Source organism: Candidatus Pantoea deserta (assembly GCF_003813865.1).
GTDB classification, from domain to species: domain Bacteria; phylum Pseudomonadota; class Gammaproteobacteria; order Enterobacterales; family Enterobacteriaceae; genus Pantoea; species Pantoea deserta.
On the sequence record NZ_RMVG01000003.1, the window covers coordinates 286,998 to 312,188 of the forward strand.

Annotated in this window: 25 protein-coding genes; 15 read left to right on the top strand and 10 right to left on the bottom strand. The window is 58.4% G+C overall.

Features of this window, described 5'->3' with window-relative positions:
* The first annotated feature begins 59 nt into the window (after nt 1-59).
* From cutC to BBB56_RS06620, 3 genes are all read left to right on the top strand, one after another.
* Nucleotides 60-812, top strand: coding sequence for a copper homeostasis protein CutC (gene cutC, locus BBB56_RS06610; RefSeq protein WP_123799996.1), 753 nt, complete (start codon nt 60-62; stop codon nt 810-812).
* Between the two features lie 366 nt (nt 813-1,178).
* Nucleotides 1,179-2,024 carry a hypothetical protein gene (locus BBB56_RS06615; protein ID WP_123799998.1) on the top strand — a complete coding sequence of 282 codons (846 nt, stop codon included), beginning with the start codon at nt 1,179-1,181 and terminating at the stop codon, nt 2,022-2,024.
* Between the two features lie 55 nt (nt 2,025-2,079).
* Nucleotides 2,080-2,706, top strand: coding sequence for a LysE family translocator (locus tag BBB56_RS06620; protein ID WP_123800000.1), 627 nt, complete (start codon nt 2,080-2,082; stop codon nt 2,704-2,706).
* 3 nt (nt 2,707-2,709) lie between these two features.
* On the opposite strand, the gene cmoB is transcribed toward BBB56_RS06620, so the two are convergent.
* From cmoB to BBB56_RS06640, 4 genes are all read right to left on the bottom strand, one after another.
* A complete protein-coding gene (gene cmoB / locus BBB56_RS06625) occupies nt 2,710-3,678 on the bottom strand; it encodes a tRNA 5-methoxyuridine(34)/uridine 5-oxyacetic acid(34) synthase CmoB (RefSeq protein ID WP_123800002.1) in 969 nt (322 codons plus the stop codon).
* Complete coding sequence (gene cmoA, locus BBB56_RS06630) at nt 3,675-4,403, bottom strand: carboxy-S-adenosyl-L-methionine synthase CmoA (RefSeq protein ID WP_123800004.1); 729 nt, start codon at nt 4,401-4,403, stop codon at nt 3,675-3,677. Before cmoA ends, cmoB begins: the two co-directional genes overlap by 4 nt.
* Before the next feature lie 80 nt (nt 4,404-4,483).
* Nucleotides 4,484-4,879, bottom strand: a complete 396-nt coding sequence (locus BBB56_RS06635) for an MAPEG family protein (protein ID WP_123800006.1) — start codon at nt 4,877-4,879, stop codon at nt 4,484-4,486.
* 15 nt (nt 4,880-4,894) lie between these two features.
* The gene (locus BBB56_RS06640) at nt 4,895-5,716 is read right to left on the bottom strand and encodes a DUF72 domain-containing protein (RefSeq protein ID WP_123800008.1); all 822 of its coding nucleotides are present in this window, start codon (nt 5,714-5,716) and stop codon (nt 4,895-4,897) included.
* A 210-nt stretch (nt 5,717-5,926) separates the two neighbouring features.
* On the opposite strand from BBB56_RS06640, the gene aspS reads away from it, so the two are divergent.
* From aspS to ruvB, 6 genes are all read left to right on the top strand, one after another.
* Nucleotides 5,927-7,708, top strand: a complete 1,782-nt coding sequence (gene aspS / locus BBB56_RS06645; protein WP_123800010.1) for an aspartate--tRNA ligase — start codon at nt 5,927-5,929, stop codon at nt 7,706-7,708.
* Nucleotides 7,708-8,139 carry a dihydroneopterin triphosphate diphosphatase gene (nudB, locus tag BBB56_RS06650; RefSeq protein ID WP_123800012.1) on the top strand — a complete coding sequence of 144 codons (432 nt, stop codon included), beginning with the start codon at nt 7,708-7,710 and terminating at the stop codon, nt 8,137-8,139. Before aspS ends, nudB begins: the two co-directional genes overlap by 1 nt.
* A gap of 229 nt (nt 8,140-8,368) precedes the next feature.
* Complete coding sequence (locus BBB56_RS06655; protein WP_123800014.1) at nt 8,369-9,112, top strand: YebC/PmpR family DNA-binding transcriptional regulator; 744 nt, start codon at nt 8,369-8,371, stop codon at nt 9,110-9,112.
* 37 nt (nt 9,113-9,149) lie between these two features.
* The gene (gene ruvC / locus BBB56_RS06660) at nt 9,150-9,677 is read left to right on the top strand and encodes a crossover junction endodeoxyribonuclease RuvC (protein ID WP_123800016.1); all 528 of its coding nucleotides are present in this window, start codon (nt 9,150-9,152) and stop codon (nt 9,675-9,677) included.
* Nucleotides 9,678-9,772: 95 nt separating this feature from the next.
* Complete coding sequence (gene ruvA, locus BBB56_RS06665) at nt 9,773-10,387, top strand: Holliday junction branch migration protein RuvA (RefSeq protein ID WP_123800018.1); 615 nt, start codon at nt 9,773-9,775, stop codon at nt 10,385-10,387.
* 8 nt (nt 10,388-10,395) lie between these two features.
* Nucleotides 10,396-11,400 carry a Holliday junction branch migration DNA helicase RuvB gene (ruvB, locus tag BBB56_RS06670; RefSeq protein WP_123800020.1) on the top strand — a complete coding sequence of 335 codons (1,005 nt, stop codon included), beginning with the start codon at nt 10,396-10,398 and terminating at the stop codon, nt 11,398-11,400.
* On the opposite strand, the gene znuB is transcribed toward ruvB, so the two are convergent.
* Both znuB and znuC read right to left on the bottom strand, forming a co-directional pair.
* Nucleotides 11,401-12,186, bottom strand: a complete 786-nt coding sequence (gene znuB, locus BBB56_RS06675) for a zinc ABC transporter permease subunit ZnuB (RefSeq protein WP_123800022.1) — start codon at nt 12,184-12,186, stop codon at nt 11,401-11,403.
* Nucleotides 12,183-12,938: a zinc ABC transporter ATP-binding protein ZnuC gene (gene znuC, locus BBB56_RS06680; RefSeq protein WP_123800024.1), complete on the bottom strand. Its 756-nt coding sequence runs from the start codon at nt 12,936-12,938 to the stop codon at nt 12,183-12,185. Before znuC ends, znuB begins: the two co-directional genes overlap by 4 nt.
* Nucleotides 12,939-13,015: 77 nt before the next feature.
* Here znuC and znuA point away from each other — a divergent pair, with 77 nt between their 5' ends.
* From znuA to lpxM, 3 genes are all read left to right on the top strand, one after another.
* Complete coding sequence (gene znuA, locus BBB56_RS06685) at nt 13,016-13,975, top strand: zinc ABC transporter substrate-binding protein ZnuA (protein ID WP_123800027.1); 960 nt, start codon at nt 13,016-13,018, stop codon at nt 13,973-13,975.
* 13 nt (nt 13,976-13,988) lie between these two features.
* Nucleotides 13,989-15,320, top strand: coding sequence for a murein DD-endopeptidase MepM (gene mepM / locus BBB56_RS06690; RefSeq protein WP_123800029.1), 1,332 nt, complete (start codon nt 13,989-13,991; stop codon nt 15,318-15,320).
* Between the two features lie 125 nt (nt 15,321-15,445).
* Nucleotides 15,446-16,420, top strand: a complete 975-nt coding sequence (lpxM, locus tag BBB56_RS06695) for a lauroyl-Kdo(2)-lipid IV(A) myristoyltransferase (RefSeq protein WP_123800031.1) — start codon at nt 15,446-15,448, stop codon at nt 16,418-16,420.
* 236 nt (nt 16,421-16,656) lie between these two features.
* On the opposite strand, the gene BBB56_RS06700 is transcribed toward lpxM, so the two are convergent.
* The 3 genes from BBB56_RS06700 to BBB56_RS06710 form a co-directional block, all read right to left on the bottom strand.
* Nucleotides 16,657-17,892 (bottom strand): MFS transporter, encoded by a 1,236-nt coding sequence (locus BBB56_RS06700; protein WP_123800033.1) that lies wholly within the window; start codon nt 17,890-17,892, stop codon nt 16,657-16,659.
* Nucleotides 17,893-17,971: 79 nt separating this feature from the next.
* Nucleotides 17,972-19,414, bottom strand: a complete 1,443-nt coding sequence (gene pyk / locus BBB56_RS06705) for a pyruvate kinase (RefSeq protein ID WP_123800035.1) — start codon at nt 19,412-19,414, stop codon at nt 17,972-17,974.
* Nucleotides 19,415-19,520: 106 nt separating this feature from the next.
* A complete protein-coding gene (locus BBB56_RS06710) occupies nt 19,521-20,399 on the bottom strand; it encodes a MurR/RpiR family transcriptional regulator (RefSeq protein ID WP_199756218.1) in 879 nt (292 codons plus the stop codon).
* A 370-nt stretch (nt 20,400-20,769) separates the two neighbouring features.
* Between BBB56_RS06710 and zwf the strand changes: the two genes are divergently transcribed.
* Nucleotides 20,770-22,245 carry a glucose-6-phosphate dehydrogenase gene (gene zwf, locus BBB56_RS06715; protein WP_123800039.1) on the top strand — a complete coding sequence of 492 codons (1,476 nt, stop codon included), beginning with the start codon at nt 20,770-20,772 and terminating at the stop codon, nt 22,243-22,245.
* Nucleotides 22,246-22,422: 177 nt separating this feature from the next.
* Nucleotides 22,423-23,061, top strand: a complete 639-nt coding sequence (locus tag BBB56_RS06720) for a bifunctional 4-hydroxy-2-oxoglutarate aldolase/2-dehydro-3-deoxy-phosphogluconate aldolase (RefSeq protein ID WP_123800041.1) — start codon at nt 22,423-22,425, stop codon at nt 23,059-23,061.
* Between the two features lie 37 nt (nt 23,062-23,098).
* Here the strand turns inward: BBB56_RS06720 and purT are convergent, their stop codons facing one another.
* Entirely contained in the window at nt 23,099-24,277 is a 1,179-nt protein-coding gene (purT, locus tag BBB56_RS06725; RefSeq protein ID WP_123800042.1) for a formate-dependent phosphoribosylglycinamide formyltransferase, read from the bottom strand.
* A gap of 153 nt (nt 24,278-24,430) precedes the next feature.
* Here purT and BBB56_RS06730 point away from each other — a divergent pair, with 153 nt between their 5' ends.
* Nucleotides 24,431-25,081, top strand: a complete 651-nt coding sequence (locus BBB56_RS06730; RefSeq protein WP_123800044.1) for a tellurite resistance TerB family protein — start codon at nt 24,431-24,433, stop codon at nt 25,079-25,081.
* The last annotated feature ends 110 nt before the right edge of the window (nt 25,082-25,191 follow it).

Below are 25,191 nucleotides of genomic sequence, written 5' to 3' on the forward strand. Positions count from 1 at the left end.
CATTGTCAGACTAACTGATAGCCCTGTGTCGAGCCAGACGTCATGTAAAGGAGGAATCAATGACCCTACTGGAAATTTGCTGCTACGGCGTAGACTGCGCTATGACGGCGCAGCAGGCCGGCGCCGATCGCGTTGAGCTGTGCGCCGCACCGCGCGAGGGCGGCCTCACGCCTTCCATTGGTTCCCTGGAAGCGGCGCGACGTGAAATATCCATTCCGGTTCATCCTATCGTGCGGCCACGCGGCGGCGACTTTTGCTACACCGCGCGTGAATTTGAAATCATGAAATCTGACGTGGCGAGAATACGGGAGCTGGGATTTCCAGGGCTGGTTATTGGCATGCTGGATGAAGACGCGCATATCGACCGCGCCCGTATGCGCCAGATTATGGCGCTGTGTGACGGGTTGCAGGTAACGTTTCATCGCGCCTTCGATCTCTGCCACAGCCCGAACCGCGCGCTGGAAGAGCTAACGGCGCTGGGGGTGGCGCGTATCCTGACCTCTGGTCAGCAGCAGAGCGCTGAAAACGGAATTGCATTATTAAAGGAACTTAATGAACAGAGTGAGGGTCCAATCATTATGGCCGGTGCTGGCGTGCGTCTCAGCAATCTGCAAAAGTTCCTGGACAGCGGACTTTGCGAGGTTCACAGCTCTGCCAGCCGCCTTGTCGCTTCACCGATGCGCTACCGTAAAGTCGGTGTGTCCATGTGTTCCGACGCCGAAATGGATGAGTTCAGCCGTTACTGCGTGGATAGCGATGTTGTCGAGGCCATGAAGAGCGTGATGCAGCTAAATACCGTCAGGGTAGCCTGAATCACCCGAGATTTTGCCGCGCAGCACGCCTTATGACGTGATGTTTGCAAGTACCAAACCCCAGTCACTTGCTGGGGTTCTTTTTATCTGCATATTAATAAATTTTTACTGAAAAAACGGGTTGTCCAGCAGGGCGGCCAGCGCCTGGCAGCGACCAAAGACTCCCCCTGATAATTAATAACAGCGGTAAAAAGCTGTAAACGCTCTGAACGGCCTGCCGCCCGCGCCGGGTCCGGACAATTTACCCGTTCCGCTTACGTCAGCCGCATTCTGCCGGGCTATTTTTTCGCCGATTTTACGCCAGGCCGCGCCAGATTCGGCCAATACGGTTACACTCAGGTTATTGAGATCTCTGGGAGTTACACCATGAAACGCTCTCTGATTGCAGCGCTTGTTCTGGGTTCGCTTTTCGCCTCGCCCGCACTGTGGGCCGCCGCCTGTGGACCCCACAGCCAAGCCGTCGCCAGCAGCAACAGCTGGATAATGCTTGGCGGCAGCGCTAAAGGCGCCGTGCGTCAGGTGATCGCAGGCGAGTTTGGCAAGGATGTCGACTCGCAGAAACGGGTGCTCGGTCAGTTCGATCCCTGCGGGATTCTGCTGGTGGCCGACGTGACCTTTGATAAAAAAGAGCACAACGTCGTGCTGAGCATGGAGCAGCATATCGCGCGCGTCCAGGGCGGCTGGGTAGGGGAATACGCCTGGCTGGTGAAGGTGTTGAAAGAGGGGCAGGAACAGGTCATCGATAACCGGCAGGGCACCATTAGCTGGTTGATCGGCCAGCATGGCAATATCGTTACCGCTTCCGATAAATTTACCAGCATGGGCAAAAGCGGCTTTACCGATACGACCTACCGCTACGATGCGCAGCTGCGGCTGAGGAAAAGCGTCTCGCGCGGCACCGATACGCTGACCAATGGCGAGAGCAGCTGGCAATGGAATCCACAGGGACAGGTGGTAAGCGCCGTCACGGCGCGCAGCAAAGATCGCTATACCTACGATAAAAATTTCCGCGAATGGCAGCTGCACGGCACGGCAACCACGCCGGTCAGCACGGTGCGTTCGGTGGATGAGTGTCAGCTGTGGGATGACGTCGGCAACTGCACCCTGAGTTATCTGCACGAGACCGAAGTGTTTGAAAAGGGCACGATCGAACGTCATCTCAGCGCGGCTTATAAATATCAGTACTGGGACCGACCCGCGGAAGCGGAATAGGCGTTTTCCTGCTAAAAATTTGTTAGGGTAGCGGTTCGACCTCAGGGAGATGACTATGACTGCGACCTTGCTGTTTTCCTTTCTGTTCGCTATCACGATTTTGACGTTAACGCCGGGATTTGATACCGCGCTGGTGCTGCGCACGACCGCCGCGCAGGGCTGGCGACGCGCCACCGCCACCGCCTTTGGCGTAACTCTGGGCTGTCTGGTGTGGGGCGTGGCGGTCGGCTTTGGGCTGGGCGCGCTGCTGCTGGCGTCAGAAATAGCCTATAACCTGCTGAAATGGATGGGGGCGGCGTATCTGCTCTGTCTGGGTATCCGGCTACTGCTAAACCCTCGCGCCCAGGCGCAGAATGAGGCGGCAGGCGAAACGGGGCAGCAGAGCTACCTGAGCTGTTTTAGCCGCGGGCTGCTCGGCAATATGCTCAATCCCAAAGTCGGCGTGTTCTACGTGACCTTTCTGCCGCAGTTTATTCCCGCTGGCGCATCCGTGCCGCTGTGGTGCAGCCTGATGGCGCTGACGCATATGGCGATCGGACTGGTGTGGAATGCGGCGCTGATTGGCGGCAGCCACTTCTTTGCGGCCCATCTGCGCCGTCCGGCGGTGCTTAAGGTGATGGACCGCCTGACGGGCATGGTGTTCATTGGCTTTGCGGCGAAACTGGCGCTGTCTCGCCGCTAAGCATCAGGGTTTTGTGGCGACCAGCACCGCGCGCAGCGGTGCGGGATAGCCTTCCACCGTTTTCGTGGGATCCTGCGGATCGAGAAACTCGGCCAGCGATTCGCTGGTCATCCAGTCGGTACGACGCTGCTCCTCCGTCGAGGTCACGGCATAGTCAACGATCTTCACATCGACGAAACCGCACTTCTCCAGCCAGTTTTTGAGCGCCAGCGCGGAAGGAATAAAGTAAACGTTACGCATCTGCGCGTAGCGTTCGCCCGGCACCAGCACATCCCGCTCATCGCCCTCGATAACCAGCGTTTCCAGCACCAGTTCGCCGCCGCTGACCAGCTGATTCTTCAGCTGCAAAAGATGATCGAGCGGTGAACGGCGATGATAAAGCACGCCCATGGAAAACACGGTGTCGAACGCCTGTAGCGCCGGCAGCTGTTCAATGCCAAGCGGCAGCAGATGCGCGCGGCGATCGTCGCCCAGCAGCTTGCGCACCGCCTCGAACTGGCAGAGGAACAGCTGCATCGGGTCGATGCCGACCACCAGCTGCGCGCCGGCGCCGACCATACGCCACATGTGATAGCCGCTGCCGCAGCCGACGTCCAGCACCGTCCGGCCCGCCAGCGACGAGATGTGCGGCGCAACGCGCTGCCACTTCCAGTCGGAGCGCCACTCGGTGTCGATCTCCGTGCCGTAAAGGGCGTAAGGCCCTTTGCGCCACGGCATCAGATTGCGCAGCAATTTTTCAATGCCCTGACGCTGACGCTCGCTGAGGTCGTCGCGCTGGGCGCTGACGCTGTGCAGCAGATCGAGATGCTGCGGCTGCAACAGCGGCAGGTGCTCAACCGACTTCTCCCAGTTGCGAAACAGGCCATGCAGATTCTCTTTCTGCCAGGCGGCGATCTGTGCGGGCAGCACCTCCAGCCAGCTGGCGAGCGGTCCGGTGGCGATTTGCTGATAAAAACGGCCAAACTCAATCATTTCAACGCCACCAGCGAACCAAAGTTAAAACACTGGAACCAGAGTTCCGCGTGAGCAAAGCCCGCCTGTTTCAGCCGCGCCTTATGCGTCTCCACGCTGTCGGTCAGCATCACGTTCTCCAGCATGCTGCGCTTCTGACTAATCTCCAGCTCGCTGTAGCCGTTGGCGCGTTTGAAATCATGGTGCATGTTAAACAGCAGCTCGCCGACCTCGGCGTCTTCAAAGCTGAATTTCTCGGACAAGACCAGCGCGCCGCCGGGCTTCAGGCCCTGCCAGATTTTCTCCAGCAGCTGCAAACGCGCAGGAGGCTCAAGGAACTGCAAGGTAAAGTTAAGCACCACCAGCGACGCGTTTTCGATGGCGATGTCGCGGATGTCGGCCTCCAGCACGTTCACCGGCGTATCGGCGCGAAAGGCGTCAATATGGCGGCGGCAGCGCTCTACCATCGCGGGCGAATTATCCACGGCGATAATGGTGCAGCCGGGCACCCTGATATTGCGGCGAACCGAGAGCGTGGCGGCCCCAAGCGAGCAGCCCAGATCGTAAACCTGGCTGTCGGGCGTAACGAAACGCTCGGCCAGCATGCCGATCATTGAGATGATGTTAGAGTAGCCGGGCACGGAGCGCTGAATCATATCGGGGAAGACTTCAGCCACGCGCTCGTCAAAGGTCCAGTCGCCCAGCTTATCGATGGGCGCGGAAAATAGCGTATCGCGGTCAGACATAGTAAATCCGGAAAGACATCGGAAAGGGCGCTATTCTGGCAGAAAGTGCGGCGGGCTGCATCCTTTACGCCCGCAGCCGCTTAGTGCAGCGTCAGCACCAGTTCCCAGGGAAGATAGATAAGATTAAATACCGCCATGCCGCACAGCGCAAACAGGGTCAGCATCATGCCGTACTTGCGACCGGCCAGCGCGCTGCGGCGCAGCCCCTGCGCATGGACAATACGGCCGACAAAAAACAGCAGGCCGGTGAGATGCACCATCCAGAGGTCCGCGCCGTTCATCTCCATGACCACCAGCAGCAACAGCGCCAGGGGAATCGTCTCGACGGCGTTGCCGTGAATGCGTATCGCGACGCGCAGATCGTGAAAACCGCCGTCGCCGAACGCCACCCGATAGTGGCGGCGATAACGCACCACGTCCAGCGCGAACTTCATAATTAAAAAGACACCCAGTACCACATATAACGCGCTTACCATGCTTATCCTCGTTAATCAGAACAGCGATTCCTGCTGCGGCCAGGCCGGTCCAGCGCCGATACCGGCGTCAATGGCCTGTAGCTGCGGCCATAAGCGTCGCACCAGCGGAAATACCTGCCCCATATCCGGCGTATGGATAAACAGCAGCGGATCGCTTTCTGCCTGCCATTGTGCCAGCTTTTCGCGCCAGACCTGGAAAAATCGCTCGCTCTCATCCACATCGTCGCTGCCGACAAAGCGCACCATCGGCCGCGAGCCGGTGCGTAAAGCGTGCGGCGGCACGCGCGGCTTTTGCTGGCGCGCATGGCGCGCGGCGGGGCTTTGCGAGGTAGAGGCGTGGACCGGACGGCTGTCCAGCACCACCCGATTGACGCCGCGCTGTTGCAGGCCCTGGTTAAGGACGCGCTCCGCTTCGCCCTTGGCGAAGAACGCGGCGTGACGCACTTCAACGCCATAGCTGAAGCGGTGCGGCAGGGCATCAAGGAAGCGCCAGAGATCCGGCAGCTGCGCCGGCGAAAACGCGGCGGGCAGCTGCAACCAGTACTGACCAATGCGGTCGGCAAGCGGATCGAACAGGCGCAGGAAGTCGCTCAGCAGGTCGTCGGCGTGTTGCAGCTGAGCCTGGTGGCTGATGGTCTGCGGAAACTTAAAGCAGAAGCGAAAGTCGTCATGCGTCATATCGCGCCAGCGCTGAACGGTGTCGGGCGCAGGCAGAGCATACAGCGTCGTGTTGCCCTCTACGCAGTGGAACAGCCGGGCATAATCGGCCAGGCTTTCAATACCCCAGCGTTTCCAGTGTGGATGCTGCCACTGCGGCAGCCCGATACGAAGCGTCACGACTTCTCCTTTGTTACTGATTTTGCTCTACAGCGTAGCCTGTTTACGTCCGGGACGAAAAACCGGCGACGAAATACGTGGTTTGGCGCAGCTCTACTTATCCTGCCTGCCTTTTTCCATTATAATGGCCGCCTTTTTTGCGGCAGCATCTTAAAAGGTTACGCGGCCTGATGCTGCCAGGCAGCAGCGGCGAAGTTAAAAGGATACGTTATGCGTACAGAATATTGCGGACAGCTCAATCTGTCTCATGTAGGTCAGCAAGTCACTCTTTGCGGCTGGGTCAACCGCCGTCGCGATCTGGGAAGCCTGATTTTTATCGACATGCGCGATCGTGAAGGCATCGTGCAGGTATTCTTCGATCCCGATCGTCAGGAGGCTTTTCAGCTGGCATCTGAGCTGCGCAATGAATTCTGCATCCAGATCACCGGCACCGTTCGCGCTCGCGACGAGAAAAACAAAAACGCCGACATGGCCACGGGCGAAGTGGAAGTGTTTGCCGAGGCGCTGACGATCATTAACCGCGCCGAGCCGCTGCCGCTCGACTCCAATCAGGTCAACAGCGAAGAAGCGCGTCTGAAATATCGTTATCTGGATCTGCGTCGCCCGGAGATGGCCCAGCGCCTGAAAACCCGCGCCAGAATCTCCAGCTTCGTGCGCCGCTTTATGGACGACGAAGGCTTTCTCGACATCGAAACCCCGATGCTGACCAAAGCCACGCCGGAAGGGGCGCGTGACTATCTGGTGCCGAGCCGCGTGCATAAAGGCAAATTTTATGCGCTGCCGCAGTCTCCGCAGCTGTTTAAACAGCTGCTGATGATGTCTGGCTTCGATCGCTACTACCAGATCGTGAAGTGCTTCCGCGACGAAGATTTGCGCGCCGATCGCCAGCCGGAATTTACCCAGATCGATATTGAAACCTCGTTTTTGACCGCGCCGCAGGTGCGTGAAATCAACGAGCGCATGATCCGCAAGCTGTGGCTCGAAGTAAAAGGCGTTGATCTGGGCGAGTTCCCCCAGATGACCTTTGCGGAAGCGATGCGTCGCTACGGTTCCGACAAACCGGACCTGCGCAACCCGATGGAGCTGGTGGACGTCGCGGATCTGCTGAAAAACGTCGAGTTTCAGGTTTTCGCCGGTCCGGCTAACGACGTCAAAGGTCGCGTTGCCGCGCTGCGCGTGCCGGGCGGGGCGCAGCTGAGCCGTAAACAGATCGATGAATACGGCAAATTTGTGGAAATTTATGGGGCGAAAGGGCTGGCGTGGATGAAGGTCAACGCGCGCGCTGACGGCCTTGAAGGCGTGCAAAGTCCGGTGGCGAAGTTCCTTAACGCGGAGATCGTGGAAGCGATCCTGAGCCGTACCGGCGCCGCTGACGGCGATCTGATCTTCTTCGGCGCTGACCGCGCTAAAGTGGTGGCCGACGCGCTGGGCGCGCTGCGCCTGAAAGTGGGCCGCGATTTGCAGATCGCCGACGAGAAAGCCTGGGCGCCGCTGTGGGTCATCGACTTCCCGATGTTCGAAGAGGACGACGAGGGCGGCCTGGCGGCGATGCACCATCCGTTCACCTCGCCGAAAGAGATGACAGCGGAAGAGCTGGCGGCCGATCCGCTCAGCGCGGTCGCCAACGCCTACGATATGGTGATTAACGGTTATGAAGTGGGCGGCGGTTCCGTTCGTATCCATAATGGTAAGATGCAGCAGGCGGTGTTCAGCATTCTGGGCATTGAAGAGCACGAGCAGCGCGAGAAGTTCGGCTTCCTGCTTGATGCGCTGAAATACGGCACGCCGCCGCACGCGGGCCTGGCCTTTGGCCTGGATCGTCTGACGATGCTGCTGACCGGTACCGAAAACATCCGTGATGTTATCGCGTTCCCGAAAACTACCGCGGCGGCCTGTCTGATGACCGAAGCGCCAAGCGAAGCCAACCCGGCGGCGCTGGCGGACCTGGGCATTCAGCTCGCCCCGAAAAAAGAAAAGTCAGAGAATAAGTAATGGGCTATAAACATCCGGTATCGGTTCTGGTGGTGATTTTCGCGCAGGATACGGGCCGGGTGTTAATGCTGCAACGGCGTGATGACAGCAGCTTCTGGCAATCTGTGACCGGCAGTCTGGAGGCGGGCGAAACGCCGCTTCAGGCCGCTCAGCGCGAAGTGCTGGAAGAGCTGGCTATCGACGTAGCCGGGGAAAAGCTGGCGCTGGACGACTGTCATAAAGAGATCGAATTCGAAATCTTTCCGCACTATCGCCATCGCTACGCGCCAGGGGTAACGCACAACCGGGAACACTGGTTCCGGCTGGCGCTGCCCAGCGAGCGCCAGCCGGCGCTCAGCGAACATCTCGCCGCGCGCTGGCTCGATCCCGCCGCTGCCGCAGCCCTTACCAAGTCCTGGAGCAATCGCCAGGCGATTGAAGAATTTATTTAGCTGCCCGCCGCGTCTCTTCCGGCGGCAGACTGGATCGTAAAAATCGGTGCAATCTTGCAGAGCGCACCACAGACTTAAACAGTCAGGCGTTATCGGCGCCGCGAGGTTGTTTACCGCCAGCGCACAGCAACCGGAGCGTACTTTTGTACGTGAGGATAGCGAGCGCTGCCGGGGAACAAGATCGCAAGCAGGATAGCCTGTGCGATGCCTAAACTGGAGAAAAGATCTAATGGCTGGTCATAGTAAATGGGCGAACACCAAGCACCGCAAAGCGGCTCAGGATGCAAAGCGCGGTAAAATTTTCACCAAAATCATTCGTGAGCTGGTTACCGCGGCCAAACTCGGCGGCGGCGACGCCGGTTCTAACCCGCGTTTGCGCGCCGCAATGGACAAAGCCCTGTCCAACAACATGACGCGCGACACCATGAACCGCGCGATTGCGCGCGGCGTGGGCGGTGAAGATGATTCCAACATGGAAACCATCATCTATGAAGGCTACGGTCCGGGCGGCTCCGCCGTGATGGTCGAGTGCCTGAGCGACAACCGTAACCGTACCGTGGGCGAAGTGCGTCACGCCTTTACCAAAACCGGCGGCAACCTCGGCACCGACGGCTCGGTCTCCTACCTGTTCAGCAAAAAGGGCGTCATCTCTTTCGCGCCGGGTCAGGACGAAGACAGCGTGATGGAAGCCGCGCTTGAAGCCGGCGCAGAAGACGTCGTCAGCTACGATGACGGCGCGATTGATGTTTTTACCGCATGGGAAGAGCTGGGCGCGGTGCGCGATGCGCTGGAAGCCGCAGGGCTAAAAGCGGACAGCGCAGAAGTGTCGATGATTCCGTCAACTAAAGCGGAACTGGATGCTGAGACGGCGCCGAAGCTGCTGCGTCTGATCGACATGCTGGAAGACTGCGATGACGTGCAGGAAGTCTACCATAACGGCGAGATTTCTGATGAGGTGGCGGAAACGCTGTAATGGCGTCTCTGCGTAACGCTCACGCCGGAGGCGCGGCATGGCGATAATTCTGGGGATCGACCCTGGCTCGCGCATCACCGGCTACGGCGTGATTCGCCAGACCGGCCGCCAGCTCACCTATCTGGGCAGCGGCTGTATTCGCACCAATACCACCGAGCTGCCGGCGCGCCTGAAGCTGATTTATGCGGGCGTCAGCGAGATCATCACGCAGTTCTCGCCGGACTATTTCGCCATTGAGCAGGTATTTATGGCGAAAAATGCCGACTCGGCGCTGAAGCTTGGGCAGGCGCGCGGCGCGGCGATTGTCGCCGCGGTGAATCTCGATCTGCCGGTATTTGAATACGCCGCGCGTCAGGTTAAGCAAACGGTCACCGGCACCGGCGGCGCGGAGAAGAGTCAGGTGCAGCATATGGTGCGTACCTTACTGAAACTGCCCGCCAATCCGCAGGCGGACGCCGCCGATGCGCTGGCTATCGCCATTACGCACTGCCACGTCAGTCAGAATGCGGCGCGCGTCAGCGACAGCAAACTTCTGCTGACGCGCGGGCGGCTGCGGTCGGGATAAGCGGGCCGCATCAGGTTCTGTTTCAGGCTGGATATTCATCCAGCCTTTTTTATGTTATAAATCCCGCCACATAGATTAATGAAGAGAGCGTTCAGGTGATAGGTCGTTTACGGGGCAATATTCTGGAAAAGCAGCCGCCGCTGGTGCTGATTGAGGCGCACGGCGTGGGTTATGAAGTGCATATGCCGATGACCTGTTTTTATGAGCTGCCTGAACTCAACCATGAAGCGGTGATCTTTACCCACTTTGTGGTGCGTGAAGACGCGCAGCTGCTGTTTGGCTTCAATAACAAGCAGGAGCGCGCGCTGTTTCGCGAGCTGATTAAAACCAACGGCGTGGGACCCAAACTGGCGCTGGCTATCCTCTCCGGCATGTCGGCGCAGCAGTTTGTGACGGCGGTGGAAAAAGAGGAGATCAATGCCCTGGTTAAACTGCCCGGCGTCGGCAAGAAAACCGCTGAGCGTCTGGTGGTGGAGATGAAGGACCGCTTTAAAGGGCTGCATGGCGATCTCTTCTCCGGCGAATCCGCCTTTACGCTCACCGCGCCGGATGCCGAGCCGGAAGGCAACGACGCCGAAGCGGAAGCGGTTGCGGCGCTGGTAGCGCTGGGTTATAAACCGCAGGAGGCCAGCCGCATGATCAGTAAGGTTGGCAAGCCTGACGCGGACTGCGAAACCCTGATCCGTGAAGCACTGCGCGCCGCTATTTGAGGTAAGTCATGATTGAAGCCGACCGTCTGGTCTCTGCCGCCAGCTATAACGAAGAAGAGAATCTCGACCGCGCGATTCGTCCTAAGCTGCTCTCGGAGTACGTCGGGCAGCCGCAGGTGCGCGAACAGATGGAAATTTTCATCAAGGCGGCAAAACTGCGCGGCGACGCGCTGGATCACCTGCTGATTTTTGGTCCGCCAGGGCTGGGAAAAACCACGCTGGCGAATATCGTCGCCAATGAAATGGGCGTTAATCTGCGCACCACATCCGGCCCTGTGCTGGAGAAAGCGGGCGATCTGGCCGCGATGCTGACCAACCTTGAGCCGCACGACGTGCTGTTTATCGATGAGATCCATCGTCTGTCGCCGGTGGTTGAAGAGGTGCTCTATCCGGCGATGGAGGATTATCAGCTGGATATTATGATTGGCGAGGGTCCGGCCGCGCGCTCGATCAAGCTCGATCTGCCGCCGTTTACCCTGATCGGCGCCACGACGCGCGCCGGTTCGCTGACCTCGCCGCTGCGCGATCGTTTTGGCATTGTGCAGCGCCTCGAATTTTATAATGTGTCCGATCTTCAGCATATCGTCAGCCGCAGCGCCGCCTGTCTTGGCCTGCCGCTGAGCGATGAAGGCGCGCTGGAAGTGGCGCAGCGTTCGCGTGGAACGCCGCGTATCGCCAACCGCCTGCTGCGTCGCGTGCGTGACTTCGCCGAGGTGCGGGCTAACGGCGAGATGAGCGGAGACGTCGCGGCCAGCGCGCTGGATATGCTTAACGTCGACAGCGAAGGCTTTGACTATATGGACCGCAAGCTGCTGCTGGCGATCATCGACAAGTTCACCGGCGGGCCGGTGGGGCTGGATAATCTGGCGGCGGCGATTGGCGAAGAGCGGGAAACCATTGAAGATGTGATCGAGCCTTTCCTGATCCAGCAGGGCTTTATTCAGCGCACGCCGCGCGGCCGAATGGCCACGCAGCATGCTTATCGCCATTTCGGCATGGCGCGCGACGATTAATCAGACCGCGGGCCTGCGCGCCATGCTGAGGATAAACAGCAGCGCGGCGCACAGCACCACTGAGGGACCGGCAGGCGTATCGTAGAAGGCGGAGAAGGTGAGTCCTCCCGACACCGCCAGAATGCCGATAATCACCGCCAGACCCGCCATCTGCTCCGGCGAACGCGAAAAGCGGCGCGCCGTCGCAGCAGGAATAATCAGCAGCGACGTAATAATCAGCGCGCCGACAAATTTCATCGCCACGCCAATTGTCAGCGCCGTAACCAGCATTAAGATCAGTCGGGTACGCTGAATATTTACCCCATCAACCTGCGCCAGCTCCGGGCTGATAGTCATCGACAGCAGCGAGCGCCACTGCCACGCCATCACCGCCAGCACCACGACGACTCCGGCGCCCATCATCCACAAATCGTCTGGCGTAACCGCCAGCAGATCGCCAAACAGGTAAGCCATCAGATCAACGCGCACGTTCGACATCAGGCTCACCACCACCAGACCCAGCGACAGCGCGCTGTGCGCCATAATGCCCAGCAGGGTATCAATCGCCAGATGCGGACGGCGCTCCAGAAACACCAGTCCCAGCGCCAGGCAGACGGTCACCAGAATCACTGCGTAATAGGGATTAACGTTCAGCAGCAGGCCAAAGGCGACGCCGAGCAGCGACGCGTGCGCCAGGGTATCGCCGAAATAGGACATTTTGCGCCAGACCACGAACGAACCCAGCGGACCGGCCGCCAGCGCCAGCATCACGCCGCCCAGCCAGCCAGGTAATAACAACTCAATCATGATGGACCCTGTCCTCTGCGCAAAACGATACGTCCCTGAAGATCGTGACGATGATTGTGGTGATGGCGATAGATGGCCAACTGCTGCGCGCCGCGCGGACCAAACATAGCGGTAAATTCGGGATGCTGCGAGACCGCCTCCGGCGTACCGGAGCAGCAGATATGATGGTTCAGGCACAGCACCTCGTCGGTTTTCGCCATCACCAGATGCAGATCGTGGGAGACCATCAGTACGCCGCAGTTCAGCTCATGGCGCAGCTGGTCAATCAAATCGTAAAGTGCAACCTGACCGTTTACGTCGACGCCCTGCGTGGGCTCGTCCAGCACCAGCAGTTGAGGCTGATTAAGCAGGGCGCGCGCCAGCAGCACGCGCTGCGTTTCCCCGCCTGACAGCTTTTGCAGCGGCGCTTTAAGCAGATGACCGGCCTGCACGCGCTTCAGTGCCGGCAGCACATCGGCGCGCTTTGCGCCGCGCGTCAGCAGCATAAAGCGTTCGACGCTTACCGGCAGCGTCGGATCAATATGCAGTTTTTGCGGGACGTAGCCGATGCGCAGTCCCGCGTCGCGCCGCACCTGACCGGCGGTCGGTTCCAGCAGTCCCAGCACCACGCGCACCAGCGTGGATTTACCGGCTCCGTTCGGGCCAAGCAGCGTAAGTATGCGTCCCGGCATCAGTTTCAGGCTGATGTCTGAGAGCACAGGTCGCCGTGCAAATTGCACGGAGATGTTTTCAAGCGTGACGAGTGATGACATGTTATTTACAGGTTGCACAGAATTTCGAATGTTATAATATCACATCCCATCCCCAGGTCACGATGGAATGACGCATTATGTTACACATTAAAAAGAGTCACTTTTTTACCCTTACTGCGCTGGCTTTCGCCACCTCGCTCTCGCTTCCGGCTCAGGCAGATGTCGTCGCCTCCGTTAAGCCTCTTGGCTTTATCGCTGCGGCCATCGCCGACGGCGTCACGCCGGTCGATGTGTTGCTGCCGGATGGCGCGTCCGAGCATGATTATGCGCTGCGTCCGTCTGACATAAAACGCATTAAAAACGCGGACTTAGTGGTATGGGTCGGCCCGGAGATGGAAGCTTTTATGACTAAGCCCGCCGCCGAATTGCCCGCCGGCAAAAATCTCGAAATCGCCGTGATGCCGGAGGTTAAACCTTTACTGGTGAAAGGCGCAGAGGATGACGATCATCCCGATGACGCCGCCTCACAGGAAAGCGCAGAAGCGCATGACGAAGAGGCTCATCACCATCATCATGGCGAATTTAATATGCACCTGTGGTTGTCGCCACAGATATCTAAACTAGCGGCGGTTGCAATCCACGGAAAATTATTGGAACTTATGCCCGAAAGCAAAGCCAAACTTGACGCTAATCTGCAACGGTTCGAGCGCGAACTGGCGGATACCGACAAGCACATTAGCGCGCAGCTTGCGCCGGTCAGCAACAAAGGGTATTTCGTTTTTCATGACGCTTACACGTACTTTGAAAAACACTACGGACTCTCGCCCAGCGGGCATTTTACCGTTAATCCTGAGATTCAGCCGGGCGCACAGCGTCTACATCAAATACGAACACAGTTGGTTGAGCAAAAGGCCGTTTGCGTCTTTGCTGAGCCACAATTCAGGCCAGCCGTCATCGATGCGGTTGCCCGCGGAACACAGGTGCGCAAAGGCACGCTGGATCCGCTGGGAACAAATATCAGCCTTAGTCAGGACAGCTATGTGAAATTTCTTTCACAGCTGTCAGGCCAGTATGCGAGCTGCCTGAATGGAGCATGAGGAATAGGTAAAAGTGCAGCAGATAGCCCGCTCTGTCGCCCTCGCATTTAATAATTTGCCGCGTCCCCACCGCGTTATGCTGGGAACATTAACCGTTGTTACTCTGGCCGTCGCTGTATGGCGGCCTTACGTCTACCATCCCGCCGATGAGGCGATGCCCATCGTAAAAAGTATCGAACTGGATAAAAATCAGCTGCGAACGCTGTTGCCTGAAGCCAGTGAGCCTATTGACCAGACCACATCTGAACCCGAAGAAGAACTGCCCGCGGACGACATCGATCAGGATGTGCCGGACGTGGCGGGGACGCATGAATATACCGTCTCTTCCGGCGATACGCTGAGCAGCGCGCTGAATCAGTACGGTATTGAAATGGGCGATATCAACGCGCTGGTGAGCAGCGATAAAGCGCTGCGCAACCTTCAGGTCGGTCAACAGCTGAGCTGGACCCTGACGGATGAAGGCAGCCTGCAATCGCTGACCTGGGAAATAAACCGCCGTGAGACTCGCACCTATCAGCGCGGCAACAACGGCGCCTTTACCATGCAGTCTGAGATGCAAAAGGGCGAGTGGCAAAACAGCGTGCTGAAGGGCGAAGTGCGCGGCAGTTTTGCCGCCAGCGCCCAGCGCGCCGGTCTGACCGGGAGCGAAGCCAGCGCGGTCATCAAAGCGCTTCAGTGGCAGATGGATTTTCGTAAACTGCGCGCCGGTGATGAATTTAGCGTGCTGATGTCGCGCGAAATGCTCGACGGCAAGAGCGCCCAGAGCCAGCTGCTGGGCGTGCGTTTGCGTTCAGGCGGGAAAGATTATTACGCTTTCCGCGCCGAAGACGGAAAGTTCTACGACCGCAACGGTTCCGGGCTGGCGCGCGGCTTTATGCGTTTCCCCACCGTGAAGCAGTATCGCGTCTCTTCCAACTTTAACCCACGCCGACTGAACCCGGTAACGGGCCGCATTGCGCCGCACAAAGGCGTCGACTTTGCGCTGCCGGTCGGTACGCCGGTGCTGGCCGTGGGCGACGGCGAAGTCGTCGTGGCGAAAAACGGCGGCGCGGCGGGCAACTACGTGGCGGTTCGCCACGGTCGCCAGTACATGACGCGCTATATGCACCTGAAAAAAGTGCTGGTCAAGCCGGGCCAGAAAGTGAAGCGCGGCGATCGTATCGCGCTGTCAGGCAACACCGGACGGTCTACCGGTCCACATCTGCACTTTGAAATCTGGATCAATAACCAGGCGGTGAATCCGCTGACGGCGAAACTGCCGCGCATGGAAGGCCTCACCGGTAAAGAGCGCAGCGATTATCTGGCGCAGGTGAAAACCAGCCTGCCGCAGCTGAGCTTGCAGTAACCCCTGCGCGCTTTAACGCCTGAAAACCGACGCCCGGCGCGTCGGTTTTTTTTCATCGCTGCGTCGGGGATTGCAAATTTACCTGTCGCCACTATCATTAGCGCGTCATTGATTGAGGCGAGTGCATGGAAAACCCGAAAAAAAAGAATATTGAATTCATTCCTGTTTTTGAACGTTCTTTCCTGAAACCCAAATACTGGGGCAGCTGGCTGGCCGTCGGCGCGCTGGCCGGTATGGCGATGCTGCCGGCAAAGGTGCGCGATCCGCTGCTTGGCAGTCTGGGAAAGATGGCGGGAAAGCTGGCTAAAAGCGCCCGCCGCCGTGCCTTGATCAATCTTTACTACTGTTTACCTGAGCTGAGCGAAGCCGAGCGCAGTGATATTGTCGATCGGATGTTCGCGACCGCGCCGCAGGCGATGGCCATGATGGCCGAGCTGGGTATGCGCGATCCGGCGCGTATTCGCCAGCGTGTCGAGTGGCACGGCCGTGACATCATTGACCAGATGCAGGCGGAAAAGCAGAACGTGATTTTCCTTGTGCCGCACGGCTGGGCGGTCGACATTCCCGCGATGTTGCTGGCCTCGGAAGGGCAGATGATGGCGGCGATGTTCCATAATCAGAGCGATCCGCTGCTCGATTACGTCTGGAACACCGTTCGACGCCGTTTTGGCGGGCGTATGCATGCGCGCAATGACGGCATCAAACCCTTTATCAGTTCCGTGCGCCAGGGCTACTGGGGCTATTATCTACCCGATCAGGATCACGGCGCCGAACACAGCGAGTTTGTAGACTTCTTTGCCACCTATAAGGCCACGCTGCCGGCGGTGGGGCGTCTGATGAAGGTGTGTCGCGCGCGCGTCGTGCCGCTGTTCCCGGTGTACAACAGCGAGACGCATAAGCTGGAGATATATGTCCGTCCGCCAATGGACGATCTGCTGGAAGCCGATGACGTCACCCTGGCGCGGCGTATGAACGAAGAGGTCGAAATCTTTGTTCGCCCGCATCCAGAGCAGTACACCTGGATCCTGAAACTGCTGAAAACGCGCAAAGAGGGCGACATCGAACCCTATAAGCGCAAAGAGCTTTACCCGCGTAAATAGCAGCGACACCGCGATAACGGACGGCTGCTGATTCTGATCTGCGGGGAGCATGGGACCAGGAGCGCAACGGGGGAAAAACGCCGGAAGCGTTTTTAACAACGCGGCGCGTCGGCCTGTGGGCAGACGCGCCTCAGGATGAGGTGCGTAACTACGAGCCGGGCGCATATATGCCTCACGCGCCTTTGCGATCGGACCATGCTACCCGCATCAGCACCGCAACAAGGCCCGCGCCTTTTCTATGACAGCGCCGTGATCTGCGCGCGCCGCTTGCGTTCCCGCAGAAACAGCGTGACCAGCACAAACCACAGTACGCCGCTGATAAAGTTAATCAGGCTAAACCAGGGCGTCCCACCGCTAAAATAGCCGCTTTTCGCCACTTCGATGCCTGCTGCCAGCGTCAGGATGCTGATCATGCCCAGCATAGCCGCGACGCTGCCTTTACCCGCTTCGCTGGCATAGAGCGTCAGGCGATAGAGTCCGGCATTGACCATACCCGCGCCAAAGGCATACAGGCTGAGTCCGGCAGTCAGCAGCAGATAGCTGTGGCTGTTGAGCAGGTTAGCCAGCAGCGCCACACCCAGACCGATCAGGATCGGCCAGGCGGCAAACGTTACCGGCTGTTCAATCGGCACGCGTCCCGCCAGCTTACCCAGCGTGATATTTCCGGCAATCATCGCCAGAAAAACCGGCAGCTGTAGCAGCGCATAATGCATGCGCGACAGCTGCTCTTCATGCATCAGGATCACCGGGGACAGCGCCACCCAGGTCAAAATGGGGATGAACACCAGGCCAATGGCGAACGATCCAAGCATAACCATTCTGTCGCGCATCAGCTGTCGATAGGTGCGCGCCAGCTGCGGCAGCGCCACTGAATGGCTGCGGTCGCCCGCCGTTTCCGGCATCACGCGCCACAGAACGACAAAGGCGAGGGCGCTGAGCAGTGCGAACAGCCAAAACATGCTGCGCCAGCTGGCAATGGTCAGCCAGGCGGCGCCTGCCAGCGGACCGGCCAGCGGCGCCAGCAGCGCGACATTCGCCATCAGTGCCATGACGCGAACCGCCAGCGCTTCGTCGAATGCCTCCTGTACGGCAGCGTAGCTAACCGCGCCGATAAAGCAGAGGCTAATGCCCTGAATAAAGCGCAGCGCGACAAATTCTCTGATGGAGCCGACCCATGTGGTGAGCAGGCAGGCAAGGATAAAAAACAAGATGCCGCCCAGCATAACCGGACGACGACCATATTTATCGGAGAGGGGGCCGAGCAGCCACTGCAACACCACGCCGCCGAGCAGATAGGCGGTGAGCGAGGTGGAAACCCATTCCGGGCCTACGCCGAACTCCTGGGTCACCAGCAGCATACCCGGCTGGATCATGTCGTGGGCAATATAGGTGGCAAATTCAAACAGCACCAGCGCCAGCGGAAACAGCAGCAAACGCGCCGTCAGCTTGCTGACCGGTTGATAGTGAGGCATCCAGACTCCTTCAGAAAAAAGAAACGCGACCGTCGGGCAGTCGCGTTATTTACAGCTAAACAGCAAGTGGGGCGTGGCGTTAGTCTACGCGCAGCACCCGGCTGGTATTGGTGGTGCCGGTCGCGCCCATCACATCGCCCTGGGTAACAATGACCAGATCGCCGGAGACGAGGAAGCCCTTGTCACGCAGCAGGTTGATGGCATCGTGCGCGGCAACCACGCCGTCGTTATCGCTGTTGAAAAATACCGGCGTAACGCCGCGATAGAGCGCGGTCAGGTTCAGCGTGCGCTCATGACGCGACATGGCGAAAATCGGCAGACCTGAAGTGATACGCGACGTCATCAGCGGCGTACGGCCTGATTCGGTCATGGTAATAATAGCGGTAACGCCCTGTAAGTGGTTGGCCGCATACATCGCCGACATGGCGATAGCTTCTTCAATATTGTCGAAGGTCACTTCCAGACGGTGTTTGGACACGTTAACGCTGGGGATCTTCTCTGCGCCCAGACACACTTTCGCCATAGCGGAAACGGTTTCGGCCGGATACTGGCCGGCGGCGGTTTCCGCTGACAGCATAACGGCGTCGGTGCCGTCGAGCACGGCATTAGCCACGTCCATGACTTCGGCGCGCGTCGGCATCGGATTGGTGATCATCGACTCCATCATCTGCGTGGCGGTGATGATGGTGCGGTTAAGCTGACGTGCTCGGCGGATCAGCGCCTTCTGAATGCCCACCAGCTCCGGATCGCCGATTTCGACGCCCAGGTCGCCGCGCGCAACCATCACAACGTCAGACGCCAGAATGATGTCGTCCATCGCTTCCTGCGTCGCAACGGCTTCAGCGCGTTCGACTTTCGCTACCAGCTGCGCTTCGCAGCCCGCTTCGCGCGCCAGACGACGCGCATAATTCATATCTTCGCCGCTGCGTGGAAAAGAGACCGCCAGATAGTCCACGCCGATCTTCGCGGCGGTAACAATGTCGGCCTTATCTTTTTCGGTCAGGGCTTCTGCCGACAGGCCGCCGCCTAGTTTGTTGATGCCTTTATTGTTAGAGAGCGGGCCGCCGACGGTCACTTCGGTAAAGACTTTTGTCTCCTGAACTTCCAGCACTTTCAGCTGCACACGCCCATCGTCCAGCAGCAGAATATCGCCGGGCACCACATCTTCCGGCAGGCCTTTATAGTCGATACCCACTTTCTCTTTATCGCCTTCGCCTTTGCTCAGGCTGGCGTCAAGCAGAAAGCGATCGCCCACATTGAGGAAAACCTTACCCTCTTTAAAGGTTGAGACACGAATTTTCGGCCCCTGGAGGTCGCCCAGAATAGCGACGTGACGGCCCAGCTTCGCCGCGATTTCGCGAACTTTATTCGCGCGCAGCTGATGATCTTCCGGCGTGCCGTGTGAGAAGTTGAGTCGAACAACGTTTGCCCCTGCGGCAATGATTTTTTCCAGATTATTATCGCGGTCGGTAGCCGGGCCGAGGGTTGTAACGATTTTGGTTCTTCTGAGACGTCTTGACATGAAGGACTCCGTTGACAAATTTGCGTATCCCCTAAAGTGGACAGGGCGTGGTTATTATTCTAACTGAAGGACAGCCTGTGATACGACTCACATTGTGAATGTGATGTTAATTTTTTTGCTGCGCTGCATTTTCCGTGGTGACGACTTTATCAAAACGCGACTCCTTTAAAGCCTCTTTGACTCGCTTAAGATTTTCACGAATTGCGCCGCCGCGTTCGAGAATAAACCCGGTCGCCAGCACATCGATAACGGTTAATTGCGTCAGGCGGGAAACCATCGGCAGATAGATATCGGTATCTTCCGGAACATCAAGCGTTAAGGCCAGCGTGGCAACCTCAGCCAGCGGCGAAGCAGGAGACGTGACGGCTATCACGGTGGAACCGTTTACACCGGCCAGGCGAGCCAGTTCTACCATATTTTTCGTACGTCCAGTATGTGAAATTAAAACAAAGACGTCGTCCGGATGACTATTTATACAACTCATGCGCTGGATCACAATATCTTCGGACCAGACCACGGGCAGACTGAAACGCAAAAACTTATTAAACGCGTCATGCGCCACCACAGCGGAGGCGCCAAGGCCAAAAAACGCCAGCTTGCGCGCCCGTGCAAGGGCAATAACCGCCTGACGCACGGCCGCAAGGTCGAGCTGGTTGCGCACCTGTTGCAGACCGGCCAGGGCGGAGTCGAAGATTTTATGGCTATAGCTTGCGGTGTCGTCATCTTCCCTGACGTCGCGGCTGACCCAGCCAGGGCCTTTCGCCAGACTCTGCGCCAGCTGAAGTTTGAAGTCAGGAAAGCCGCGCGCGCCAAGTCGGCGGCAAAAACGATTGACAGTAGGTTCGCTGACCTCAGCGGCGCGCGCCAGCCGGGCGATACTGGAATGAATCGCCTCCTGCGGGGCTGCCAGGATCTGCGCGGCCACTTTGCGTTCGGATTTGCTCAGCGCCGCGATCTGCGCCTCTATTTTTTCCAGCATATTCATAACCTGATGACCGTTATCGCTTTTATCGATGCCAGCTATGGGTGGCACAGAGGACATAAAAGCGTGAATATACCCTGTAAGCCATGACCGCGCGCAAGTGCGGATAAATCGGCATGAGAATTTTTTGTCATAATTTGAACCGGACTGGATTTTGTCTGAGGGCCGCCGCAAGGCTCGCTCAGGCAAAAGCGCACGCAATAACGTATCGGCACGCCTTATTCCGCACAGCGCGAACTCTGCGGATCAGCACAGAGTCAGGTTTACCTGACCTCCTGAAAAAAGTACATTGTGCTGAAAGAAAATTACAACATGGACCCGGTGGATGAGGATGCAAACTCCAGCGGGATCATCCTGCAACGAGGAGAGGAAAATGGCGGTAACACAAACAGCCCAGGCATGCGATCTGGTGATTTTCGGTGCCAAAGGCGATCTTGCACGCCGGAAACTGTTGCCTTCACTGTATCAGCTGGAAAAAGCGGGACAGATCCACGAGGAAACGCGCATCATCGGCGTGGGACGCGCCGACTGGGACAAAGCCGCTTACACCAAAGTCGTTCGTGAAGCGCTGGAAACCTTTATGAAGGAGAAGATTGACGAAGCGCTGTGGGACAAACTCAGCAGCCGTCTCGACTTCTGCAACCTCGACGTCAATGATACATCTCATTTCCCGAAACTGGGCAAAATGCTCGATCAGGCGAAACGCACTACCATTAACTACTTCGCGATGCCGCCAAGTACTTTTGGCGCAATCTGTAAAGGCCTGGGCGCAGCGAAGCTGAATGCCAAACCGGCGCGCGTGGTAATGGAAAAGCCGCTCGGCACTTCGCTGGAGACGTCCCGAGAGATCAACGATGCGGTCGGCGAATTTTTTGAAGAGAGCCAGGTGTTCCGTATCGACCATTATCTCGGCAAAGAGACGGTACTGAATCTGCTGGCGCTGCGTTTCGCCAACTCTATTTTCGTCAACAACTGGGACAATCGCACCATTGACCACGTGCAGATCACCGTGGCCGAAGAGGTGGGTATCGAAGGCCGCTGGGGCTACTTCGATCAGGCGGGTCAGATGCGCGATATGATTCAGAATCACCTGTTGCAGATCCTGACCATGATTGCCATGTCGCCGCCGTCCGATCTCAGCGCCGACGCGATCCGCGATGAAAAAGTCAAAGTGCTGCGCTCGCTGCGCCGCATCGATCAAACCAACGTGCGTGATAAAACGGTGCGTGGGCAGTACACCGCCGGCTTCGTGCAGGGCAAAAAAGTGCCAGGCTATCTGGAAGAAGAGGGCGCGAATAAATCCAGCTCGACGGAAACCTTCGTGGCCATTCGCGTTGACATCGATAACTGGCGCTGGGCGGGGGTGCCGTTCTACCTGCGCACCGGCAAACGTCTGCCGACCAAGTGTTCGGAAGTCGTGGTTTACTTTAAAAACCCAGAGATGAACCTGTTCAAGGACTCCTACTCCGAGCTGCCGCAGAATAAACTGACGATCCGTCTGCAACCCGACGAAGGCGTGGATATTGAAATCCTGAACAAGGTGCCAGGCCTGGATCACAAGCATAAGCTGCAAACCACCAAGCTGGATCTGAGCTATTCCGAAACCTTTAATCAGTCGCACCTGGCCGATGCCTACGAGCGTCTGCTGCTGGAGACGATGCGCGGCATTCAGGCGCTGTTTGTGCGCCGCGACGAGGTGGAAGCCGCCTGGACCTATGTCGACTCCATTATCGACGCCTGGGCCGCTGACGGCGATTCGTCGAAGCCGTATCAGGCGGGCACCTGGGGACCGGTAGCCTCTGTGGCGATGATTACGCGCGATGGCCGTTCCTGGAACGAGTTCGAATAATGCTGAAAAAAAGCCCGCCGCGCGCGGGCTTTTTTGTGTCCGCAGCCAGCAAAATGAACCGCAGTTTCAAAAATGTCGCAGGGCTGATAGACGATCCTGAAGTCAATCCTGTATGGTAGTGACGCATTGATGGCGCGCCGTGCGGCAGTCGCCGGTATGGATAAGCAAGGGGAACTGATGAAGAACTGGAAGACAAGTGCTGAAAAGATTCTGACCACTGGACCTGTGGTGCCGGTGATCGTGGTGAACAAGCTGGAGCATGCGGTGCCGATGGCGAAAGCGCTGGTGGCCGGCGGCGTGCGCGTGCTGGAAGTGACGCTGCGCACCCCCGTCGCGATGGACGCGCTGCGTCTGATGATCAAAGAGGTGCCTGACGCTATCGTCGGCGCCGGTACGGTGATCAACACTCAGCAGCTTCAGGAAGTCACCGAGGCGGGCGCGCAGTTTGTGATCAGCCCCGGCATTACCGAGCCGCTGCTGAAAGCGGCGGTAGAAGGTCCGGTCCCTTTGATTCCCGGTATCAGCACGGTGTCTGAGTTGATGACCGGAATGGATTATGGTCTGCGCGAGTTTAAATTCTTTCCGGCTGAAGCGAACGGCGGGGTGAAGGCGCTACAGGCGATTGGCGGTCCCTTCCCGCAGGTGCGCTTCTGCCCGACCGGCGGAATTTCGCCCCCTAACTATCGCGACTACCTGGCGCTGAAGAGCGTGCTCTGTATCGGCGGCTCCTGGCTGGTGCCGAATGATGCGCTGGAATCAGGCGACTGGGACCGCATTACGCGCCTGGCGCGCGAGGCGGTTGAAGGCGCGAAATAGCCGAAAGCGGTGAGCAGGGCGCTCACCGCCTTACTGTTTACCCTTCGACGCTCACCGCCGCCGCGCTGGCAATGGCGCGCGCTACGGCCTCATCCACGCTGTCGCCGCTCGCCAGCGCCACGCCCAGGCGACGCGAACCGGCAATCTCCGGCTTACCGAACAGGCGCAGCTGAAGGCCCGCGCCCAGCGCCGCTTCCACGTTAACAAACCGCACATTCTGGCTGTGAAGCTGCGGCAGGATTACCGCCGACGCCGACGGGCCGTACTGACGAATGCCGCCTACCGGCAGGCCGAGGAAAGCGCGAACGTGCAGGGCGAACTCAGAGAGATCCTGAGAGATCAGCGTCACCATGCCGGTGTCATGCGGACGCGGCGAGACTTCACTGAAAATAACCTCATCGCCGCATACAAACAGCTCAACGCCGAACAGGCCGTAGCCGCCAAGCGCTTTCACTACGTCACCGGCAATCGCCTGCGCGCGCTGAAGCGCCAGCTCGCTCATCTGCTGGGGTTGCCAGGATTCGCGATAGTCGCCATCTTCCTGACGGTGGCCGATGGGCGCGCAGAAGTGCAGCCCGTCAACCGCGCTGACGGTCAGCAGCGTAATTTCAAAGTCGAAATTAACCACGCCCTCAACAATGACGCGGCCGGCCCCGGCGCGTCCGCCTTGCTGCGCATACGCCCAGGCGCTGTCGAGCTGGCTGGCGTCGCGGATAAAGCTCTGGCCTTTGCCCGACGAACTCATCACAGGTTTAACGATACAGGGGAAGCCGGTTTCCGCCACCGCCGCCTCAAAACTGTCTTTACTGTCGGCGAAACGATAGCTGGAGGTCGGCAGCGCAAGTTCTTCTGCGGCCAGACGACGAATACCTTCACGATTCATGGTGAGACGCGCGGCGCGCGCGGTAGGCACCACGCGCTGCCCCTGCTTCTCCAGCTCAACCAGCGTCTCGGTGGCGATCGCTTCAATTTCCGGCACGACGTAGTCGGGTTTTTCCTGAGCAATCAGCGCGGCCAGCGCCTCGCCGTCGAGCATGTTAATCACGTGGCTGCGGTGCGCCACATGCATTGCGGGCGCGTCCGCGTAGCGATCGACCGCAATGACTTCCACGCCCAGTCGCTGGCACTCCAGCGCTACTTCTTTACCCAGCTCGCCTGAGCCTAACAGCATGACACGCGTCGCAGCCGGACGCAGCGCAGTTCCAAGAGTCGTCATAATTTCACCTGTGAGTCAAAATGCGCGCGCAGTATAAACGAAAACGTTTGCGTTCTCATCTTTTCACGCTTTGCTCCACTTTTCTCTGGTTGACGTTTACTGACGTCCGTTAGGGCAGAGTAGAGAGCTTATCGATGCGGAACGAGGTAGAACATGAACAATCTGTTGCAACAGCTTCAGTCAATGTTGACAAAGAAGCGTTCCGGCGGCGGCGAAGGGTTAACCGATATGCTGGCGCCCGGCGCGCTGGGCGGTCTGGCAGGCATGCTGATCGCCAGTAAAAAGTCGCGCAAGCTGTTAACCGAATATGGCGGCAAGGCGTTGATTATCGGCGGCGGCGCGGCGGCTGGCGCAGTGCTGTGGAACAAATATAAACAGCGCGTGCGCGAGACGCATCAGAATGACGCCGGTTTCGGCGAATTGCAGACGCCTGTCGATCAGCGCGCCGAACGACTGGTGACGGCGCTGGTGTTTGCGGCCAAGAGCGATGGGCATATTGACGATCGCGAACGCGCCGCCATTGAGCGCAGCATCCACGAGTCGGGCTACGGCCAGCAGGCCGAAACCCTTATTCAGCAGGCGATCAATCGTCCTCTCGATCCCGGCTGGCTGGCCGCCGACGTCAAAAATGAGGATGAAGCGCTGGAACTCTATTTTCTCAGCTGCGCCGCCATCGACGTCGATCATTTTATGGAGCGCAGCTATCTCACCGCGCTGGGAGATGCGCTGAAAATTCCGCAGGATGTGCGCGACGGCATCGAAAGCGATCTGCGCGAGAAAAAAGCGCAGCTTGCTGCTGAATAAGGCGCGCCGGCCGCTTCGCGCGGCCGCAATAACAAGGTGTTACGCACAAAAATTTGGCTTCCCTGCGACCTGATGCCACCCTTACAGGATATTAACAACAGGGAGACACC